17 protein-coding genes are annotated in these 19,166 nt (G+C 36.5%); 11 read left to right on the forward strand and 6 right to left on the reverse strand.

Annotated features, from left to right (window positions below; all coding sequences use genetic code 11):
- The first annotated feature begins 30 nt into the window (after positions 1–30).
- The 6 genes from ilvD to OFO10_RS00245 all read left to right on the forward strand — a co-directional run bounded on the left by ilvD (position 31) and on the right by OFO10_RS00245 (position 9,857).
- The gene (gene ilvD, locus OFO10_RS00220; protein WP_270865648.1) at positions 31–1,704 is read left to right on the forward strand and encodes a dihydroxy-acid dehydratase; all 1,674 of its coding nucleotides are present in this window, start codon (positions 31–33) and stop codon (positions 1,702–1,704) included.
- Between the two features lie 128 nt (positions 1,705–1,832).
- Positions 1,833–2,852: a DNA (cytosine-5-)-methyltransferase gene (gene dcm, locus OFO10_RS00225; protein WP_270865649.1), complete on the forward strand. Its 1,020-nt coding sequence runs from the start codon at positions 1,833–1,835 to the stop codon at positions 2,850–2,852.
- Positions 2,836–4,242, forward strand: a complete 1,407-nt coding sequence (locus tag OFO10_RS00230; protein ID WP_270865650.1) for an ATP-binding protein — start codon at positions 2,836–2,838, stop codon at positions 4,240–4,242. Before dcm ends, OFO10_RS00230 begins: the two co-directional genes overlap by 17 nt.
- A complete protein-coding gene (locus tag OFO10_RS00235) occupies positions 4,235–6,916 on the forward strand; it encodes a Z1 domain-containing protein (protein ID WP_270865651.1) in 2,682 nt (893 codons plus the stop codon). Before OFO10_RS00230 ends, OFO10_RS00235 begins: the two co-directional genes overlap by 8 nt.
- Positions 6,906–7,817 (forward strand): PD-(D/E)XK motif protein, encoded by a 912-nt coding sequence (locus tag OFO10_RS00240; protein ID WP_270865652.1) that lies wholly within the window; start codon positions 6,906–6,908, stop codon positions 7,815–7,817. The genes OFO10_RS00235 and OFO10_RS00240 overlap by 11 nt, the downstream gene beginning before the upstream one ends.
- Before the next feature lie 9 nt (positions 7,818–7,826).
- Complete coding sequence (locus tag OFO10_RS00245; protein WP_270865653.1) at positions 7,827–9,857, forward strand: AIPR family protein; 2,031 nt, start codon at positions 7,827–7,829, stop codon at positions 9,855–9,857.
- A gap of 28 nt (positions 9,858–9,885) precedes the next feature.
- Here OFO10_RS00245 and OFO10_RS00250 read toward each other — a convergent pair whose 3' ends face one another.
- The 4 genes from OFO10_RS00250 to OFO10_RS00265 are packed head-to-tail and all read right to left on the reverse strand — an operon-like array spanning position 9,886 to position 13,315.
- Positions 9,886–10,818, reverse strand: a complete 933-nt coding sequence (locus OFO10_RS00250) for a D-2-hydroxyacid dehydrogenase (protein WP_270865654.1) — start codon at positions 10,816–10,818, stop codon at positions 9,886–9,888.
- Positions 10,818–12,002, reverse strand: coding sequence for a glutathionylspermidine synthase family protein (locus OFO10_RS00255; RefSeq protein ID WP_270865655.1), 1,185 nt, complete (start codon positions 12,000–12,002; stop codon positions 10,818–10,820). Before OFO10_RS00255 ends, OFO10_RS00250 begins: the two co-directional genes overlap by 1 nt.
- Before the next feature lie 54 nt (positions 12,003–12,056).
- On the reverse strand, positions 12,057–12,662 hold the full coding sequence (locus OFO10_RS00260; protein ID WP_270865656.1) for a UPF0323 family lipoprotein: 606 nt from the start codon (positions 12,660–12,662) through the stop codon (positions 12,057–12,059).
- Positions 12,659–13,315 carry a DNA-binding protein gene (locus OFO10_RS00265; RefSeq protein ID WP_270865657.1) on the reverse strand — a complete coding sequence of 219 codons (657 nt, stop codon included), beginning with the start codon at positions 13,313–13,315 and terminating at the stop codon, positions 12,659–12,661. Before OFO10_RS00265 ends, OFO10_RS00260 begins: the two co-directional genes overlap by 4 nt.
- Before the next feature lie 192 nt (positions 13,316–13,507).
- Here OFO10_RS00265 and ccoG point away from each other — a divergent pair, with 192 nt between their 5' ends.
- The 5 genes from ccoG to OFO10_RS00290 all read left to right on the forward strand — a co-directional run bounded on the left by ccoG (position 13,508) and on the right by OFO10_RS00290 (position 17,626).
- On the forward strand, positions 13,508–14,869 hold the full coding sequence (gene ccoG, locus OFO10_RS00270; RefSeq protein WP_270865658.1) for a cytochrome c oxidase accessory protein CcoG: 1,362 nt from the start codon (positions 13,508–13,510) through the stop codon (positions 14,867–14,869).
- Positions 14,869–15,498, forward strand: coding sequence for a TetR/AcrR family transcriptional regulator (locus OFO10_RS00275; RefSeq protein ID WP_270865659.1), 630 nt, complete (start codon positions 14,869–14,871; stop codon positions 15,496–15,498). The genes ccoG and OFO10_RS00275 overlap by 1 nt, the downstream gene beginning before the upstream one ends.
- 4 nt (positions 15,499–15,502) lie before the next feature.
- On the forward strand, positions 15,503–16,252 hold the full coding sequence (locus OFO10_RS00280; RefSeq protein WP_270865660.1) for a hypothetical protein: 750 nt from the start codon (positions 15,503–15,505) through the stop codon (positions 16,250–16,252).
- 151 nt (positions 16,253–16,403) lie between these two features.
- Positions 16,404–17,015 (forward strand): flavodoxin, encoded by a 612-nt coding sequence (locus tag OFO10_RS00285; protein ID WP_270865661.1) that lies wholly within the window; start codon positions 16,404–16,406, stop codon positions 17,013–17,015.
- Positions 17,016–17,023: 8 nt separating this feature from the next.
- Complete coding sequence (locus OFO10_RS00290; protein WP_270865662.1) at positions 17,024–17,626, forward strand: DUF4405 domain-containing protein; 603 nt, start codon at positions 17,024–17,026, stop codon at positions 17,624–17,626.
- A 42-nt stretch (positions 17,627–17,668) separates the two neighbouring features.
- Here the strand turns inward: OFO10_RS00290 and OFO10_RS00295 are convergent, their stop codons facing one another.
- On the reverse strand, positions 17,669–18,229 hold the full coding sequence (locus tag OFO10_RS00295) for a Fe-S-containing hydro-lyase (protein ID WP_270865663.1): 561 nt from the start codon (positions 18,227–18,229) through the stop codon (positions 17,669–17,671).
- A gap of 10 nt (positions 18,230–18,239) precedes the next feature.
- The gene (locus tag OFO10_RS00300; RefSeq protein ID WP_270865664.1) at positions 18,240–19,085 is read right to left on the reverse strand and encodes a fumarate hydratase; all 846 of its coding nucleotides are present in this window, start codon (positions 19,083–19,085) and stop codon (positions 18,240–18,242) included.
- Between the last annotated feature and the right edge of the window lie 81 nt (positions 19,086–19,166).

The raw sequence follows: 19,166 nt of genomic DNA on the forward strand, positions 1-19,166 counted from the left end.
AATCACCAAATTTCATTTCAAAGGATTTTTATGAGAAGCGATATCGTTAAAAAGGGCTACACACGCACACCACACCGCTCACTTTTTCGCGCGACAGGATTAAAGGACGAGGACTTTGATAAGCCGTTTATCGGCGTGGCAAATAGCTTTATCGAGTGTATTCCGGGGCATTTTTATCTCAACGAATATGCCAAAATCGTAAAAGATGAAATTCGTAAAAATGGCTGTGTGCCGTTTGAATTTAATACAATCGGCGTCGATGACGGTATCGCAATGGGGCATAGCGGAATGCTTTATTCCTTGCCAAGTCGCGAAATCATCGCAAATTCGATAGAAACCGTGATGAACGCTCACAAACTAGACGCCCTGCTTTGCATACCAAACTGCGATAAAATCGTGCCTGGTATGATAATGGGAGCGCTAAGAGTAAATGTGCCTACGATTTTTGCTAGTGGTGGTCCAATGGCTGCTGGCAAGGGGCTAGGTGGCGAACAAATCGATTTAAATACCGCATTTGAGGCTGTTGGCGCGTATGAAACTGGCAAGATTAACGAAGAAGAACTCAAAGCTATCGAGTGCGCAGCATGTCCTGGTGGGGGAAGTTGCTCTGGTATGTTTACTGCAAACTCAATGAATACCCTATGCGAAGCTCTTGGAATCGCGCTTAAAGGCAACGGAACAATTCTAGCCCTTACGCCTGAGCGCGAGGAATTATTACGCGCAGCTGCTAGAAGAATTTGCGAAATTGCGCTTGATGAGAGATTTAAAATCCGAAATTTAATCAACGAAAAATCGATCCGCAACGCCATGGTTATGGATATGGCAATGGGCGGTAGCTCAAATACAATTTTGCACATGCTCGCAATCTCGCGCGAAGCGGGCGCACCGCTTGATATCGCGGAATTAAACGAAATTTCGCGCAGTGTGCCTCACATAGCCAAAGTCAGCCCAAGCCTACCAGGAGTTCATATGCAAGATGTGCAAAAAGCAGGCGGGCTAGGTGCGATAATGAAAGAGATTGCGAAATTTGATAGCTCTTTGCTTGATTTAAATTTACTCACAATCAGTGGCGAAAGCCTAGGCGAGCGTATCCAAAACGACGATATCAAGGACGAAAACATAATCCACACCGTAGCAAACGCGTATTCTAAGCGTGGCGGACTAGCGATTTTGTTTGGAAATTTGGCCGAGCAAGGCTGTGTTATAAAAGCAGCTGGAATCATCGGCGAGCGCAAATTTAGTGGCAAGGCGATTTGCTTTAACAGCCAAGATGAGGCAATCGAGGGGATTTCTGGCGGAAAAGTGCAAAAAGGAAATGTAGTCGTCATACGCTACGAGGGCCCAAGAGGAGGTCCAGGCATGCAAGAAATGCTAAGCCCAACTAGCCTAATCGTGGGCCGTGGGCTAGGCGCAGATGTCGCGCTCATCACAGACGGGCGTTTTAGCGGTGCTACAAGGGGGCTAAGTATCGGTCATGTAAGCCCAGAAGCAGCCGAGGGCGGTATGATAGGACTACTCAAAGACGGCGATATAATCGATATCGATGTGGATAATTTCAGCATAAATGTCCGTCTAAGCGACGCAGAAATCGCCGCTCGCCGTGCCGCGTGGAAATACGAGGGCAAAAAGGTCGAGGGCAGATGGCTTCGCCAATACCAAAAACTAGTAACCAACGCCAGCAGTGGCGCAATACTAGAAGCGTAGAAATTTTACGATTATTTTTATTGTCAAATTTAAACATTAAATTTGACAATAAATTCGATACTATCGCGCTATTTTGTTAATTTATTATTATATAATTCATGATTTTATAAAAAATAAAAGGATTATTATTGCCTTACAAAGTAGGTAGCTTATTTGCTGGCGTCGGTGGCATCTGCCAGGCGTTTAAAAATTCTGGTTGCAATGTAATTTGGGCAAACGAAATCGATAATAGCGCCTGTGAAACATACAGACTTAATCATAAAACAACCAAATTAATACAAAAAGATATAAAAAAATTAACTAAAAATGAATTAGATGCAATAGATATATTGGTTGCAGGATTTCCTTGTCAGCCATTTTCTCAGGCAGGACACGGTAAAGGTTTTAAAGACGAGCGGGGTCAATTATTTTTTGAAGCGTCAAGGCTACTAAAAGAGTTGAAACCAAAGGCATATTTTTTAGAAAATGTTAGAACGCTTGCTTCTCATGATGATGGAAAAACCTTTGAAACAATCAGACATGAAATAGAAAAAGCCGGCTATTCTTTTATTCCATTTATTTTAAATGCGGCAAAATGCACCAATATACCACAAGGAAGAGAAAGAATTTATATTGTCGGATTTAAGGATGAGAAAAAATATTCATTTTTAAAACCAATAAAAATAAACGAATTAGAATATAGCAAAAATGCTTTATCGGCAAAATTTAAAATCCCAAAACATATTAATGAAAAGCCAAAAGATATTAAATTCTTTTTAGATGATAAATTTATAGAACAGTCTGATATTTACAATAATCAAAATAGCGAAATTCATCGTAAAATAATGCAGAGCGTTATAGATGAAAAAACAGTCTATCAATACAGGCGCTATTATGTAAGAGCAAATAAATCAAATGTTTGTCCGACCTTGACTGCAAATATGGGCGCTGGCGGACATAATATACCAATAATTTTACATAACGGTATAATAAGACGATTAAATCCCAAAGAATGTTTTAATTTACAAGGTTTTCCAAAACAATTCAAATTACCGAATAATATTTCTAGGGCACAATTATACAAACAAGCCGGAAACTCTGTTGTTGTCCCAATGGTAGAAAAAATAGCAAAAGAAATCGTTAGGGTTCTTGATGCAAGAAGAAGTTAGCCCAAATGTTGCAAATTTTGTAAAATCGCTTCGCGATATAGGTTATACATTTGAAGTGGCAATTGCCGATATTATCGACAACAGTATATCTGCATCTGCAAATGAAATTAAAATTTATGCCGTTGAAAAACCCAAACCAATTGTTTGTATATTAGATAACGGCGCCGGGATGAACGAATTTGAATTAAAAGAGGCTATGCGCCTTTCATCAAAAGATCCATACATACAAAGAGAGCAAAACGCTCTTGGCAAATTTGGTCTTGGCTTAAAGACAGCGTCATTTTCGCAATGCAAGAAACTAACCGTTGTATCAAAACAAGATGAAAAAATTTATGCCAAATGCTGGGATTTAGATTATATATCCAAAGAAAATAAATGGTTGTTATTAACGGTAGATGTTGATAAATTCGATAAAGAGCTAGATGAAATTTATTCTGATTTTTTAAAAAATAAAAGCGCTACGCTTGTTATATGGGAAAATATTGATAAAATTTCAGATTTTACAGAACAATTACAAGTGTTAAGAGATCATTTAGCATTAGTTTTTCATAATTTTTTAGAAAACAATGTAATAGGCAGAAAAAAAATGCAAATTTATCTAAACGATAATTTAATTCAGCCATTTAATCCTTTTAATCAAAACAATTACGCAACCTACACAAAATCACCTGAAATCATCCAGCATGGTGGGAAGAAGATAAAAATAACGCCTTTTATTTTGCCACATCATTCCAAAGTTTCTCAAAGCGAATGGGAAAAATATGGAGGAAGAGAAGGTTATATAAAATCGCAAGGATTTTATCTATATCGCGCAGATAGACTGCTGGTACATGGGCAATGGTGGGGACTTATTAAACCTAGCGATGCAACAAAATTAGTTCGTATAAAAATAGAAATTTCTAATGATCAAGATGATTTTTGGAATATTGATGTTAAAAAATCCATAGCAAATCCACAAGGAGATTTAAAAAACAAATTAAAAAGCATAGTTAAACACTCTATTGAAGACGGAAGAAAACCGTTTTCTATTAGAGGGCGAAAAATAAATGATAAATCAGTTATAAGATTTTGGGATTTAATTAAAGAAGATTCTAGGAGCCATTTTGCTATAAACAAAAATAATCCTGTTTATTTAAAACTGTTGAATTTACTAGACGATGAGAGCAAAAAAATTTTGCAAATATATTTAAAACAACTAGAAGCATATATTCCGCTTGAAGCAATACAAGCAGAACTTCAACAAAATCCCTTTAAATTTAAGCAAAAACAAATCATTTCCGATGAAGAAAAGCAACAAATATTAGAATGTTTAAAGGCGTTGGGATTAAATGACGAAGAAATTAAAAAAATTGAAATATTTAAAAAAAACAAGGAGCTATTCGATGAATAATTTTTATGATCGCGACAAAGTTTTTGAATTTATCTGCAATCAAATACTAAATCCGAAATATCAAAAATCTAACGGAAAATTACACGAAAACGATATAGACGAGGCAATAACAACAGCAGAAGATATTGTCAATAATATGCCAAATCCTAATATTATATTTGGCAATGGTAATTTTCAAAAAGAGCATTTTAAACAACTAAAAAAAGAACTTGAAAAAAAATTTGATGTCGAAATGAAACAGGGTATGGTTATTCAGGGCATAGAACAAAACAGAAGAGATACAACTTGGTATAGCGACAATGTTAAAGCCAAAAACGATAATTTTTACTGGGATAGACTAAAAGAATTTTTAAATAAACAATTGCCACCAAAAGTCCTTAAAGTGATAGATGAGGATACCGATGTGATAATGAATCAAATCGGAGATCCAAGAAACGCCAAATTTGACATATACGGTATGGTTGTTGGGCATGTTCAATCTGGCAAAACAGCAAACTATTCATCGCTTATAAGTAAAGCAGCGGACATAGGATATAAATTTATTATTGTGATTGCAGGCGATAAAAATAATTTGCGGAAACAAACACAAATACGAATAAATGAAGCTTTTGTTGGTAAAAATAGCGACAAAAAAGTTGGCGTTGGCTTAATAAAAGAAGATATTCAAAAACAACCAGTTTGTCTTACAACAGAAACAACAGAAGATTTTAACAAACGAGATGCTGCTAGAAATTCGCAAGGGGTAACTCTCGATAATATCAAAACCCCATTGCTTTTAGTAATCAAAAAAAATGCGCATACGCTTAAAAATGTTGTAGATTGGTTAAAATCAACCTATAAAAATAAAATTAAAGATCACGCTATGTTGTTAATCGACGACGAATCCGACTATGCATCCATAAATACAAAAGAAAAAGAAGACCCTACGGCTATAAATAAAGGGATAAGAACTATTTTGGAATTTTTTGAAAAAAGTTCTTATGTAGCATATACAGCAACTCCATATGCAAATATTTTTATAGATTACGATGACAAAGAAAGAGAAAACTTATCAAAAGACTTGTTTCCACGAGATTTTATATATGCGCTAGATGCGCCAAATAATTATTTTGGAGCAGATAAAATTTTTGGGAAAAATGAAAATTTAGTGGCAGATGAAAATTCCGAAGATAAAAACAAATGTTTAGAATATATTTTTGATTGGCAAAATATTTTACCACTTAAACATAAAAAAGATCATATTATTTTAGAATTGCCAAACAGTTTGTTGGAGGCAATAAATGTTTTTATATTAAATATAGCCATAAGATATTTAAGAAATCAAGAAAATAAACATAATAGTATGCTTGTTAATGTTAGCCGTTTTTCCGATATACACTCAAATGTGGCAGATTTAATATACAATAGAGTTGAAAATATTAAAAGAGATATTGTGGCATATGGCAAGCTTAAAAATAGCGATCAACAAAGCCAGATAATATCCGAAATAAAAAATGTTTTTGATAATAAATTTAATGTAGAATTTTCGTGGAATGAAGTGTTAGATAGACTAACAGATATAATAAATAGCGTATTAGTAAGAGAAGTTCATCAAAATAGTAAAAGAAAACTTGAATATAAAGAAAATGATCCAATTAATGTCATTGCTGTTGGTGGATTAAGTCTATCTAGGGGATTTACTCTTGAAGGATTAAGCGTAAGTTATTTTATAAGAAATACTATTTTTTACGATACTCTTATGCAAATGGGAAGATGGTTTGGTTATAGAAATGACTATGAAGATTTATGCAAAATTTACATACCGAAAGAAATTGCGGAATATTTTGGATTTATTACAGAAGCCACTAATGAATTAATGCAAAAATTTAAAGAAATGTCCGAAAGCGGATTGACCCCTGAGGATTTTGGATTAGCCATCAGACAAGATCCAGATAACCAGCTACAAATAACAGCAAGAAACAAAAGAAAAAGCGCACAAGAAAAAGAAATTTCTATCAATCTAAATGGAGCATTAATAGAAACTGTATATTTCTCACAAGATATAAAAACACACAATGATAATTTGAAAATTTTAGTAGATTTAGTAGCAGATTTTAAAAATAAATTTGGTGAAAAACAAAATATTTTTAAAGATATAAATAAAGAAATAATATTGGAATTCGTCAATAAATTTAAAGTAATTCATATGCCGAAAAAAGAATTTATAATACAATACCTTAAAGATAAAGATAGAAATTGGGATGTAGTTTTATATGAAGGCACAGGTAAAAATGTAGAGGGACTGAATATTCAAGCAGAAAAAAGAAATAAAACTAGAATTAACAAAAAAGGCTTTGTAGAATTTGGGCAAAGAAAAATATCTTCTGGGGATCCAGAGAAAATTTTATTAGATCAAGAAATTTATAAGCAAAGCAAAGAAATAAATAAAAAAGAAAGAACTTTATTTTTAAGAAAAAATTTGAAAAATCCTGTTTTAATGCTTCATGTATTAGAAACACAAAACGATGAATTTGCTTGCGAAAAGCTCCCTGCTTATGGCGTTTGTTTTCCATACGAAGGAGTTGCCAACGATGCCCAAACAATAAAATATTTAATAAATAAAGTATATCAAGATCAGCTTCAAGAAGAATTAGAATTAAGTGAATGTGAGTGGGAAGATGAATATGATGAATAATCCATGGCAAAATATGCACAATCATACTCGCAGAAGAATAGATAAAAATAGTAAATATGATATATTTTGGGCAATGGATTTAGATGGTAAATATTCTTTTTGTATAGAGTTACCAAATAACATCAGTATAAGCAAGAAAAATGTACAATTCATTGGCTTAAATACTTTTTTTGTAAATAATCAAAAATCAATAATTTTTTTTATAACACTGAGTAATAATGCCGACTGGCAATTATTTAAATTTATTTGCGATGATATTGTTTTAACTTTGGAAAATTGTAGCGATCCGCAAGACACAATAAAAATTATTAAAAAAAGGCTATTAAAATGGAAAAAATTATTTATTGAAAATATTGAAAATGAATTTGGTTTGGAAAAGCAAATGGGTTTATTTGGAGAATTAAATTTTTTAAAAGAAATTGCCAAACAAATAGGCTTTAAAGATGCTGTATCTGCTTGGGTTGGCTCAGAATCCGACAAACAAGATTTTTTGTTTAACAACTGTGTGGTAGAAATCAAAACATATAAAACAACAAAATCACCCAAGATTACCATCTCATCAGCAGAGCAGCTATATAGTAACAAAAAACAATTTTATTTGGCTTCATACGCTCTTAGTGAAAATTCTTATGGAAAAACCATTGATGATATAATAAAATTAATAGAAGCAAATATAACAGACAGCAATGCGTTTTATAGAAAACTTTTTCTATGTGGATACAAAACAAATTTAAAAGAAAAAATATATAAATTTAAAATAGATAAAATTTCATATTATGATGTTAATGATAAATTTCCGAAAATTATTACTCCAAATATTGATGCAAGAATTTCTGGCGTAAAATATACTATAGAATTGTTAAAATGTAATGAATTTTTAATTGATAACATATTGGTTTAAGGGCAAATTATGATTAGTTTAGAAGATTTTCATCAAGATTTTATACAAAATATTATTAGTGAAACACAAAGTCGTGGAATAAGCAAACAAGAAGCTTTTTTTGAATATATCTGTAATTCCCTTACAATAGAAGGGGAATTATCTAGCGAATATACAATGGCCGAATATGCAAAAAAAGATATAGAAATACACGGCTACGATTACGATGAAGAACGAGAAATATTAAGCCTTATTGTTAATTGTTTTTTTCAGGAAGAAGATATAGAAACATTAACCAAGGCGCACATTGAATCGAAATTTAAAAAATTAAAAAAATTTTTGATAAAAGCCCTTGAAGATAAGCTATATGAAAACATGGAAGAAGGCTTTGAGCATTATTCTATGGCTTATAATATATATTTGCGTTTTTTGCACAAAGAAGTAAAGAAAATTCGTTTTATTATTATCACAGATGGCAAACTAACCAAAAATTTAGAAAATATCCCAAATGAAATTTTATTTGATATAACAACCGAATATCGCGTTATAGATATAGAATTTTTATATAAAATTTATACTATTAACACTTTTAAAGATACTTTTAATGTAGATGTAAATTTGCCAGCATTGATAGTAGATACCTTGTCACAAGATTATAAATCATATTTAACGGTTATAGATGGAAAAACCATAGCAGAAATTTATGATAAATATGGTTCTCGACTTTTAGAACAAAATGTTAGAACTTTTTTACAATTTCGTGGTAATGTAAATAAAGGCATTAAAAACACTATTGAATATAATCCTGAAATGTTTTTTGCATACAATAATGGTATAACAGCAACAGCCAGCGAAGTCATATTGGAAAATAATAAAATTGTTAAAATTTCAAATTTTCAAATAGTCAATGGTGGTCAAACCATTTCAGCAATATACGCATCGAGTAAAAATTCAAAATTAGATGTTTCAAAAATTTATGTTCAAATGAAATTATCCGTTGTTTCAGATACAAATAAACAAGATGATTTTGTTTCTAAGGTTAGTGAGTATGCAAATACACAAAATAAAGTTAATCAATCAGATTTCTTTTCAAATAGTCCATTTCATAAGGATTTTAAAGAACATTCAAAAAGAAATTTAGCTCCTACAATCGGTGGCGCTCAGATAAGAACACATTGGTTTTATGAACGAGTAAGAGGCGAATATTTAAACGAACAAGCATATTTAAGCAAATCTGAAAAAAATAAATTTTTATTAGAAAATCCAAGACATCAACTTATTGATAAAACATTTTTAGCTAAAAGCGAAATTGCTTGGCAACAATTCCCAGATATAGTTTCAAAAGGAGCGCAATATAGTTTTGCTAAATTTGCAGATTATATCACTCAAATATTAGAAAAAGATAGTTTGAGTATTACAAGCAATTATTTCAAAGAAGCTGTTTCTAGAATTATTATGTTTAAACAAACAGAAAAACTTATATCAGAGGCAAAATGGTATAATGGCGGTTATAGAGCTCAATGTGTAGCATATACTATTGCATACATATCATATCATTTAAATAAATTTGGTTTGCTTTTAAATTTTAATAAAATTTGGCAGGAGCAATGTATTTCAGATAGTTTAAAAAAAATCATAGCCCTAGTTGCCAAAGAAATATATGCAAGTATAACCAATCCGCCAGAAGGCAATGCAAATGTCGGTCAGTGGTGTAAGAAAAAATTATGTTGGGATAGTACAAAAAACTTAAATATAGATTTTGATTTTGATGAAGAAATTTTAACTAGTAAAGAAGAAGAAAAATATATAAAAAAGGAGGCTAGAAAAGATAAAAAACTTGATAATAGTATAGAAATTCAATCCTTTGTTATTAGGTTTAAAAATTGGAATAAAATTTTAGAATATTATAGTAAAGATGAAAATAAATCTCAAATATCATTGAAAGAATTTGACATATTGTCAAAATATGTAAATCATGACATAAATTTACCATCTGAAAAACAATCAAAAATTTTATACGATTTGTATAATAATGCAATAAAAGACGGCTTAGTTTTTTAAAATTTAAAGGGCAATTTGCCCTTTAAATTTACGCATTTAAAAATTCTTTGATATTTCCTGCGATTTTGGAGATTAGCAGTTTGCGCGCTTCCACACTCGCCCACGCAATGTGCGGAGTAAGGATTAGATTTGCCTTGTTTTTCACGCCAAGAAGCGGATTATCAGCGTTAATCGGCTCTTTTTCGACCACATCAAGACCCACGCGAAGTCCCATTTCATCGATAGCCCACGCCAACGCACTCTCATCGGCGATTCCGCCACGACCAAAGTTCATAAACACAGCGCCCTTTTTCATTTTAGCGATTTCATCTTTGCCGATTAGCCCTTTTGTTTTTTCGTTTAATGGCGCATGAACCGAGATGATATCGCACTCTTTAAGCATAGTATCTAAATCCACCCTTTTAAACTCAGCGTCATCGTGCGCCCCGCTCGTAGAGTAATAGCAGACATTTGCGCCAAAGGCTTTTGCTATGCGCCCTACTTCGCGACCGATTTCGCCAAGGCCGATTATGCCGAAATTCTTGCCAGAAATTTGATCAATTGGCGCGTTTAAATGTGTGAAAATTTCACTCTCACACCATTTTTTCTCGCCGTATTCGGCATAATATCTCACATCGTTTAAAAGCGCTAGAAGCGTAGCAAAGGCTTGTTGCGATACGCTTTTGGTCGAATACCCAGCGACATTTTTCACAGGCACGCCGTGCGCCGCTGCCGCTTCGGAGTCGATATTGTTCGTGCCAGTTGCGCTTACGCAAATTAGCTTTAAATTTGTCTTTTCGAGCACCTCTTTTGTGATTAAAACCTTGTTTGTGATGACAATATCAGCACCCGCTAAACGCTCGATTGTCTGCTCTGGCTTGGTTTTCGGGTATGTTACAAGCTCGCCTAAGGCCTCAAATTCGCTGAAATTTGCGTCGCTTCCTAGTGTATCAGCGTCAAGTAAAACAATTTTTGGTTTCATTACTCCACCCCTTCGATGTAGTGACCGACAAATTTAGAATAGTTGTCGATGATATCTGCGCCTTTTCTAAATCCAAGCGCACAGCCTTCAAAGGCGTAAAACACCCCAGCTTGGTATTTTGCGCCGCTTTTATCAGTGTTTAGATTTGCAAATTCTTGGTATAAGAAATTTTGGTTTGCGTATTCGCCACCATTTTCTTTGATTTTTTTACCATCTTCGTCAAAAATACTCACATTTGCCCCCTCACGCCCAAAAAACGGCTTTTTGACCATTTTTTTGCCGATTAGTGGCTCGCACGCGCTTTCTAGCAAAAGCGGGTGATTTGGGTATAAATCCCATAAAATTTTCATTATTCCCTTGCTTTGGAAAAGTAGCGTATATGCGGGGTTTAGGATAATTGCTTTTTGATTTTTCATTATATTTTTTAGTATCAAGGCTAGCTCGCCCTCCTCGATAGCAATCGCCTCCCACGGGATTAGTTTGCACCAATACTCGTAGTTTTCGCCGCCAAAAAACACCCCCTTCTCGTCGTCAAACTCGACCTCGTGCGCGTATGCAAAGGCTGTCTGAAAGCCCGCTTCATCGGCGGCTGTTTGCAAAAGCCTGATTGTTTTCTCGTCCTCATCGCTTCCAGCGACAGAGCTAAATAAAATTTTCCACCCCTCGTAAAATTTATCAAATTCCTCCAACTCTCCGCCCAAAACGACAAGGCGTTTGAAATTATCGCTAATCGCGGCGAAAAGCTCGTTAAACTGCGCCATTTCATCAAGTCCGTTTTCTTTAAGTAGCGCCCACTGGATAATCGCTGTTTCAAACACAGCCGTTGGCGTATCGGCGTTGAATTCGAGCAATTTTATCGGCTCGCCGTCTAATCCGCCCGCGAAATCAAACCTGCCATAAAGGTGCCAATGCACATCGTTTTCCCAGCTCATTTTGATAATTTCTACTAGATTAAAGGGAATTCCAAGCTCGTGGAAAAGGTCATTATCTATCACATACTGCGCCGCTGTGATAAACATATCATACAGCTCGTTTGCCGCCTCGTAATAGGCGTTTGCCTCCTCTGCGCTCACGCGGACGACCTCATCTGCTATGTATGCTGATAAATCCGCGTCAGTGTGCCACGAAAAGCCAAGTTTTTCTAAAAATTCATTGCTTAGCGGGGTTAGTTTTTTGAGTTTCATCTATTTCCTTGAATTTTAAAATTTAGCCTAAATTTGGGCAAATTCGGGGCAAATTTAGCCACCAAATGCACTACCGCCACTTTTTGCGGGTGCGCTTTTCTCGCCTGATTTAGAGCCAAAAAACCCGCTTTTGCCACTTTTTGCTTTGGCGTTATTTGCCTTAGCCTCTTTGAAGCTATTTACGCTCCTTGAATACGCGCTAGGGTTTTTAAAGGCTGTTTGTCTGTGCGCTTGATACGCTGGCGAGCCAAAGAGTTTCGAGCCTATCCACGAGCCGATGATTGCGCCTGCTGCGCTTGCTAAAATCGCCTCGCCAAGGCTGTATCCGCCACTAGAAATTTCGGCGTTTTGATTGGTTAAATTTGAAGTGCCAGCGTCGATTTTGGCGTTTTCCTCGGCTAAAAGCGCGTTTGTCTCAGCCTCGCTTAAAATTCTCTCGCTTCCGTCCAAGCTTTTTAAGATAATTTGCGTTTTTTCGCTAGGAAATTCCTCTAAAATTTTATATTTTCCGGGCGCTACTTCCTCGATTCTAACTAGCGCGCCCTCTTGGATACGAAGCTCCGAGCCTGTATTTTCACGCTCACAGCCTGCCAAAGCACCAGATAAAATCAGCCCGAAACCGCCTACAATCGCATAACTTGCAATTTTTCTAATTTTCATTTTTTCCCTTTTAAATTTTTGATATCTAAACTCTTATGCACCAAAAGCTCATCGCCAATGACCCTGATTAGCTCGTTTGCGCCGATATTTTCGATGATTAGGCTTTGGGCTTTCATCCGTTTTTTGCGCCCTAAATCTAGGCTTTTGATAAATTTCGCTAGGCTTAACCACTCGTTTTCATCGAAAATTTGCTCTTTTACCTCGACATCGTATGGTTTTTTATCACGCGCACTCTCGCCGATTAGCGGTTTTTCAAAAAACGAGAGAAAATACCCAAGCTTTTCATCTCGCTCCTTATACATGAGCTTGATTTCTTCTTTTGATGAGATTAAAATTTCCTCTTTTTCGCGGTAAAGCTTGTCTTTATCATTTTGCAAGGTTTGGATTTGTTCTTTTAACTCGGCGATTTCTTTGATTAAATAATCAATAAAATTTTGGTTCGAATTTTGCGGGGCAGGTTTTGAGGGGCGCACTTTTGCGCTAGCTCCTTGCGCGCTAGAATTTGAAATTTCGTCGTTTTCATCTTCTAAAACGACATATTTTACGCCATTAATCTCTGTCGTGCGAATAGAATTTCGCCTGATTCTATTGTAAATCGCCTCTTTTGAAACACCCAAAATTTCGGACGCTTCGCTTATAGAAACCTCTCTCATAATTCGCCTTATCCGCGTTGAAATTTTAAAACTGGGTATTATGGCGAATTTTGCCTAAAAATGGGCTTTAAATATCAAATTTCACAGACAAATTCAGATTTTTTTCGTGAAAAAATATCCAAATTCTATAATTTTAATATGTAATTAATCTTTTAAGAGTAAAATCGTGCATTTATACAAAAAGGACATTTCATGGAGAGTAAAATCTCGAAATTCAGGCAGAAGCGCTACTTTTTTTACGCTATCGCTTCGCTGTGGCTTTTCATCATGCCGTGGCTTCAAATAGGCGGCAAACACCTATTTTTAATCAGTTTTGAAAAAAAAGAAATCCACCTTTTTTTCAACACCTTCTCGACGCAAGAATTTTTCTTAATGCCGTTTTTGATAATCTTCTTTTTCATTTCGATATTTTTCCTAACCACGCTTGGCGGGCGCGTGTGGTGTGGCTGGGCCTGTCCGCAAACGATTTTTCGCGTGATTTATAGAGATTTAATCTGCACCAAAATTCTTAAAATTCGTGGCTCTATCACAAACAAACAAAAGGGCGAAAAAGGCGGCGCAAAGGGTATTATCGCGGTTGCGCTTTTTGCTATTGTTGCGCTGATTGCAGCCTCAAATTTGCTCTGGTTTTTCGTGCCGCCACAAAGCTTTTTTGCCTATCTAGGCGAGGCTGGCGAGCATAAACTTCTCTTTGGCATAGTGCTAGGATTTACGGCGTTTTTGACATTTGATATCACATTTTTGGGCGAGAATTTCTGCGTTTTCATCTGCCCTTACGCAAGGATTCAATCAACCATGCTCGACGAGGATTCTTTGGGCGTGATTTACGATGATATCAGAGGTGGCGCAGTTTATGACGAGCATAAAAATTTAATCTCAAACAAGCCTGCTAGCGGGGATTGCACCGGCTGTCAGGCATGTGTGAGGATCTGTCCGACACATATCGATATTCGCAAAGGCATGCAGTTAGAGTGCATAAACTGCCTAGAATGCGCCGACGCATGTTCAAATGTAATGAGCAAACTAGGCAAAGCTCCACTTATCAACTGGACGAGCCTAAATGCGCAAAAATCGCAAAGCAAGGTTAAATTTATGCGATTTCGCACGATTGGCTATATCGGCGTGCTAGCCGCTGCGCTAATCGGGCTAGTGGTGATGAGCGGCACGAAAGAGAGCATGCTTTTAAACATCAATCGCAACACCCAGCTCTATAAAATAGATTTCGACGATAACGGCGAAAAAATCGTCAAAAACAGCTATACATTTTTATTCGAAAACACCCATAGCGAACCGCACAGCTTCTTTTTTAGCGTAGATAACGAAAATATCAGCATTTCTCGCCCAGACGAGCCTGTGAAAGTAAGCCCTGGCAAAAAGGCAAAAATCATAGTCTCGCTTACAAGCAAGGCAAATTTGAGCCTAGAAAACGAGCATGATAATGTCGTTTTACCGCTAATCATCAAAGCTTACGCGGTTGATGATGAAAAAATCAGCGTTACACGCGAGAGTGTGTTTGTCTATCCGCAACAAAAATTTATCGACAGGAAGGATTAATGGCACAAAAATCAAGGTATTATAAATCGCAAATTCGCATAGAAAAGATTTTCGAGGTGGCCACAGAGCTATTTTTACAGCGAGGATATGACAGCGTCAGTCTAAATGATATCGTCGCTATCAGCGGTGGCTCGCTTGCCTCGATTTACAAATATTTCGAAAGCAAGGAAAATTTGTTTTTGCATGTGGTCGAATTTCACACCCAAAGGCTTGATAAAAAGCTAGATAATCTGCTTAGCTTAGACGAAAACCTTGCGCCACAGGAGTATTTGAGCGAATTTGCCCCGATTTATTTTGACTTTATTTATAGTGCCGAAAATCAAAAATTTCTAAAAAATATCCTGCTTGGAACCTCAAAAACCTTTGGTTCCATGCTAAAAAATGTCTCCAAAATCTTCTTAGATACCAGCACGCTTGCATTTCCAGCGGGGCTTAGCAATTATTTTAGGGCGCATATTGATGAGTTTGATAGCGCAGATTCTGAGTATTTGGCACGCTATTTTTGCTTTTTGCTTCGCGAACCGCACTTCAACCGCCTTATATTTTTCGGCGAAGAGCCAAATTTAGACAAAGAAAATTTCATAAAAGACCGCATTAAAATCTTTTTGCACGGCGTAAAAAAGCAATAAATTTATGCGAAATTTAGCGAAATTTAGCCTTTTGGCGTTTTTGTGCGTGGGCGCGTTTGGCACGGATTTATCCAGCGTGGCAGAGAAAATTTACGCCAACGAAACAGGGGCAAAAAAGTCAAATTTAATCCACTGGAATAGTGGCGAGAATTTCCCGTCTTTGGGGATCGGGCACTTTATCTGGTATAAAAAAGACGAAAAAGATAAATTCGAAGAGAGCTTTCCAAATTTAGTAAAATTTTATAAAATTCGCGGCGTTAAACTTCCAAAAATACTGCGCCTGCACTCTCACGCGCCTTGGCAGAGCAAAACCGCGCTTGATGCGCTAAAAAAATCAGGCGACGCAGATCTGATAGAGCTAGAAAATTTTTTGTATCAAACCAAAAATTTGCAGGTAGAATTTATCTATGAAAGGCTTCAAAATTCCCTAGAAAAAATGCAAAATTTAAGCGACAAAAAAGAGCATATCAAATCGCAGTTTTACCGCGTCGCAAGCTCGCCAAATGGGCTTTATGCGCTCATTGATTATGTCAATTTCAAAGGCGAGGGCATAAAAGAGAGTGAGCGATACAGAGGCGAAGGTTGGGGGCTAATGCAGGTTTTGGAGTGCATGAGCGCGCAAAAAGAGGCAATGAGCGAGTTTCGCAGGTGCGCGAAATTTGTTTTAAAGCGCAGGGTGGCTAACGCGCCCACAAACCGCGATGAAGCGCGCTGGCTAGCTGGCTGGCTAAAACGCTGCGATACATATAGATAAATTTTAAATTTTGCTTACGCAAACCCGTGATACTGCGCCGAATTTCAAATTTGGCAAATTTTGCAGGATTAGGCAATGAATTTAGAGAATTTTTCTAACGAAATTTTCGCTTTTTTTATATAATCTTTGAAATTTTAACTAAAGGGCAAGTATGAAAAAAATCCTACTTTTTTTTCTTTTATTTTTCTTTGGCTGTGCGGGAAATGCCGCTGACACAAAGGTTTCACAAGGATTTAATATGAGTGGTAAAAAGGTGCTAATCGCGTATTTTTCGCGCGCAGATGAGAATTATCAGGTGGGCTATATCGAGAAGGGAAATACCGAAATTTTGGCTGAGTATTTGGCGGAATTTAGCGGCGGCGAACTCTTTAAAATCGAAACTCTAACGCCCTATGCCAAAGAGTATCAAGCCGCGATAGATTTTGCAAAAAGCGAACAAAAACAAAAAGCAAGACCCGAAATCAAGCCATTTGATAAAAATTTAGCTGATTTTGACGCCGTGTTTTTGGGCTTTCCTACTTGGTGGGGCGATTTGCCAATGGGCGTTTTCACATTTTTAGAGGGGCAAAATTTCGGAAATTTACCGATTTATGTCTTTAACACGCACGAGGGAAGTGGCTTAGACAGGACAATCGGCTCGGTCGAAAAAGCGACAAAAACCAAGGTTTTGGGCTATTTTAGCCTGTATGGAAGCGTGGCGCAAAATCAAAGAGAGAAAGCCAAAACCGAGCTAAAAGCATGGTTTGATGAGATTTCAAAATAAATTTTGCAATGAAATTTAATAAAAAATCGTTTTACTGGGGCGCGATTTTCGCCCTAGTTTTGTGTATGAATTACAAAAAATTTGGCGAGATAGCGCATGAAATTTTGGGCTTAATTTTAATCTTTTTTGCCCTTTTTCATGCCTTTTCGAGGCGTAAATGCTTAGCCAAATTTAGGGTGCGAAACGCCCTAAATTTCGCCCTTTTAGGCTCATTTTTAGCCACTTTTGCAAGTGCTGTTTTTCTTAGCGAGCATATTTTTTTCTTTATTGATTTTGGCTTTGGCTCGGACGCAGCCAAAAATATCCACATGTTTGCCACGCACGCGCTATTTTTGCTAAGTGCTACGCATTTGGGGCTAAATTTTAGAATTTTTGCAAATTTGCTTAGCATTAAATTTAATAAAATTTTGAAATTTTGCCTGTTTTTGGCGCTTTTGGCTTTTGGAATTTATTCGTTTGTGGATCTGCATTTTTACGAATATCTGTTTTTTAAAACCGGTTTTGGATTAGAAAACAAAAATACATTTTTATTCAGCAGTGCCGAATATTTGGCGATTTTTGCAGCTGTTATGCTAAGCGTAAGAGCGATAAATTTGAGATTTAAATTTTAGGGTTAAATTTTAAAATTCTAGGGCAAATTTGCCCTAGATGGATTAGATTTTTTTGTATGGTGCTTGACCGACTTCGTAGAAGTTGTTTCCCTCGCAATCAATTGCGACAATCGCTGGGAAGTCCTCGACTGTTAATCTTGCCACAGCCTCTGGGCCAAGCTCAGGGTAAGCTAAAACCTCGTATTTTTTGATACTTTGGCTAATTAGCGCGCCAGCTCCGCCGATAGCTACCATATAAACACAACCTGATTTTTTCATAGCTTCAACTACTGCATCGCTTCTATAACCCTTACCGATCATGCCGTTGATACCCACTTCGTTAATCATTGTTGGGGTGTATTTATCCATACGACCACTTGTAGTTGGGCCCGCTGCGCCTACTGCTTGACCTGGTTTTGCAGGTGTTGGGCCAAGATAATAAATAGTCTCGCCAGCTAAATTTACAGGCAGTTTCTCGCCACGAGCCAAAGTCTCAGTCAAAGCCTTGTGAGCAGCGTCGCGTGCTGCGATGATTATGCCTGTGATTAGGACATTATCACCAGCTTTTAGGCTTTTTACTACATCTTTATCAAATGGAGCTGTTATTCTTTTTACTTCTGACATAATTATCTCCTTAAAGTTCAGCACTTGCGTGGCGTGCTGCGTGGCAATTGACATTAATAGCTACTGGAAGACCTGCGATGTGAGTTGGATACCACTCTACATTTACTTTAACAGCAGTGTTTAGACCGCCTAGACCTTGTGGGCCAACGCCTGTTTGTCTAGCAAGCTCTAATAGCTCATCTTCTAGTTTTGCGTATCTTTCATCTTCGTTTCTGCTATCTACTGAGCGAACAGCTGCTTGTTTTGCAAGAAGCGCTGCTTTGTCCATTGTGCCACCGATTCCTACGCCAAGAACCATTGGAGGGCATGAGTTTGGACCAGCATATTTTACAGCTTCAAGGAATACTTTTTTCACACCCTCTACGCCGTCAGCTGGAACAAGCATTTTTAGCACAGATTTATTCTCGCTACCAAAGCCTTTTGGAGCAACTGTGATTTTTAGTTTGTCGCCTTTGACAATGCGAGTGTTGATAACTGCTGGGGTATTGTTTGTGGTGTTTTTGCGCTCAAATAGTGGCTCAGCTACAACTGATTTTCTTAGGTAGTTATCAACATAGCCGTTTTTAACGCCCTCGTTGATAGCATCCTCGATATATCCGCCCTCGATATGAACATCTTGTCCGATATCAACAAAAACAACAGTCATACCTGTGTCTTGGCAGATTGGAGCTACGCCTTTTTCGGCAAGATCGGCGTTTTGAAGAATTTTGCCAAGGATTTCTTTACCGATAGGTGAAACTTCGGATTCTTTTGCATTTTCAAACGCTTTTCTCATATCTGGCGTTACGACATAACAGGCTTTTTTGCAAAGCTCTGCAACTGTTTTAGAGATTTCACTTGCTTGGATTGTTCTCATTGTATTCTCCCAAAAAATAGTGATTAAAGATTATACCTTTTTCAAATTTAGCAACCACTTAAAATAGTATAAATTTATGCA

Source organism: Campylobacter sp. VBCF_06 NA8 (genome assembly GCF_027737825.1).
In the GTDB taxonomy this organism is placed as follows: Bacteria; Campylobacterota; Campylobacteria; order Campylobacterales; family Campylobacteraceae; genus Campylobacter_B.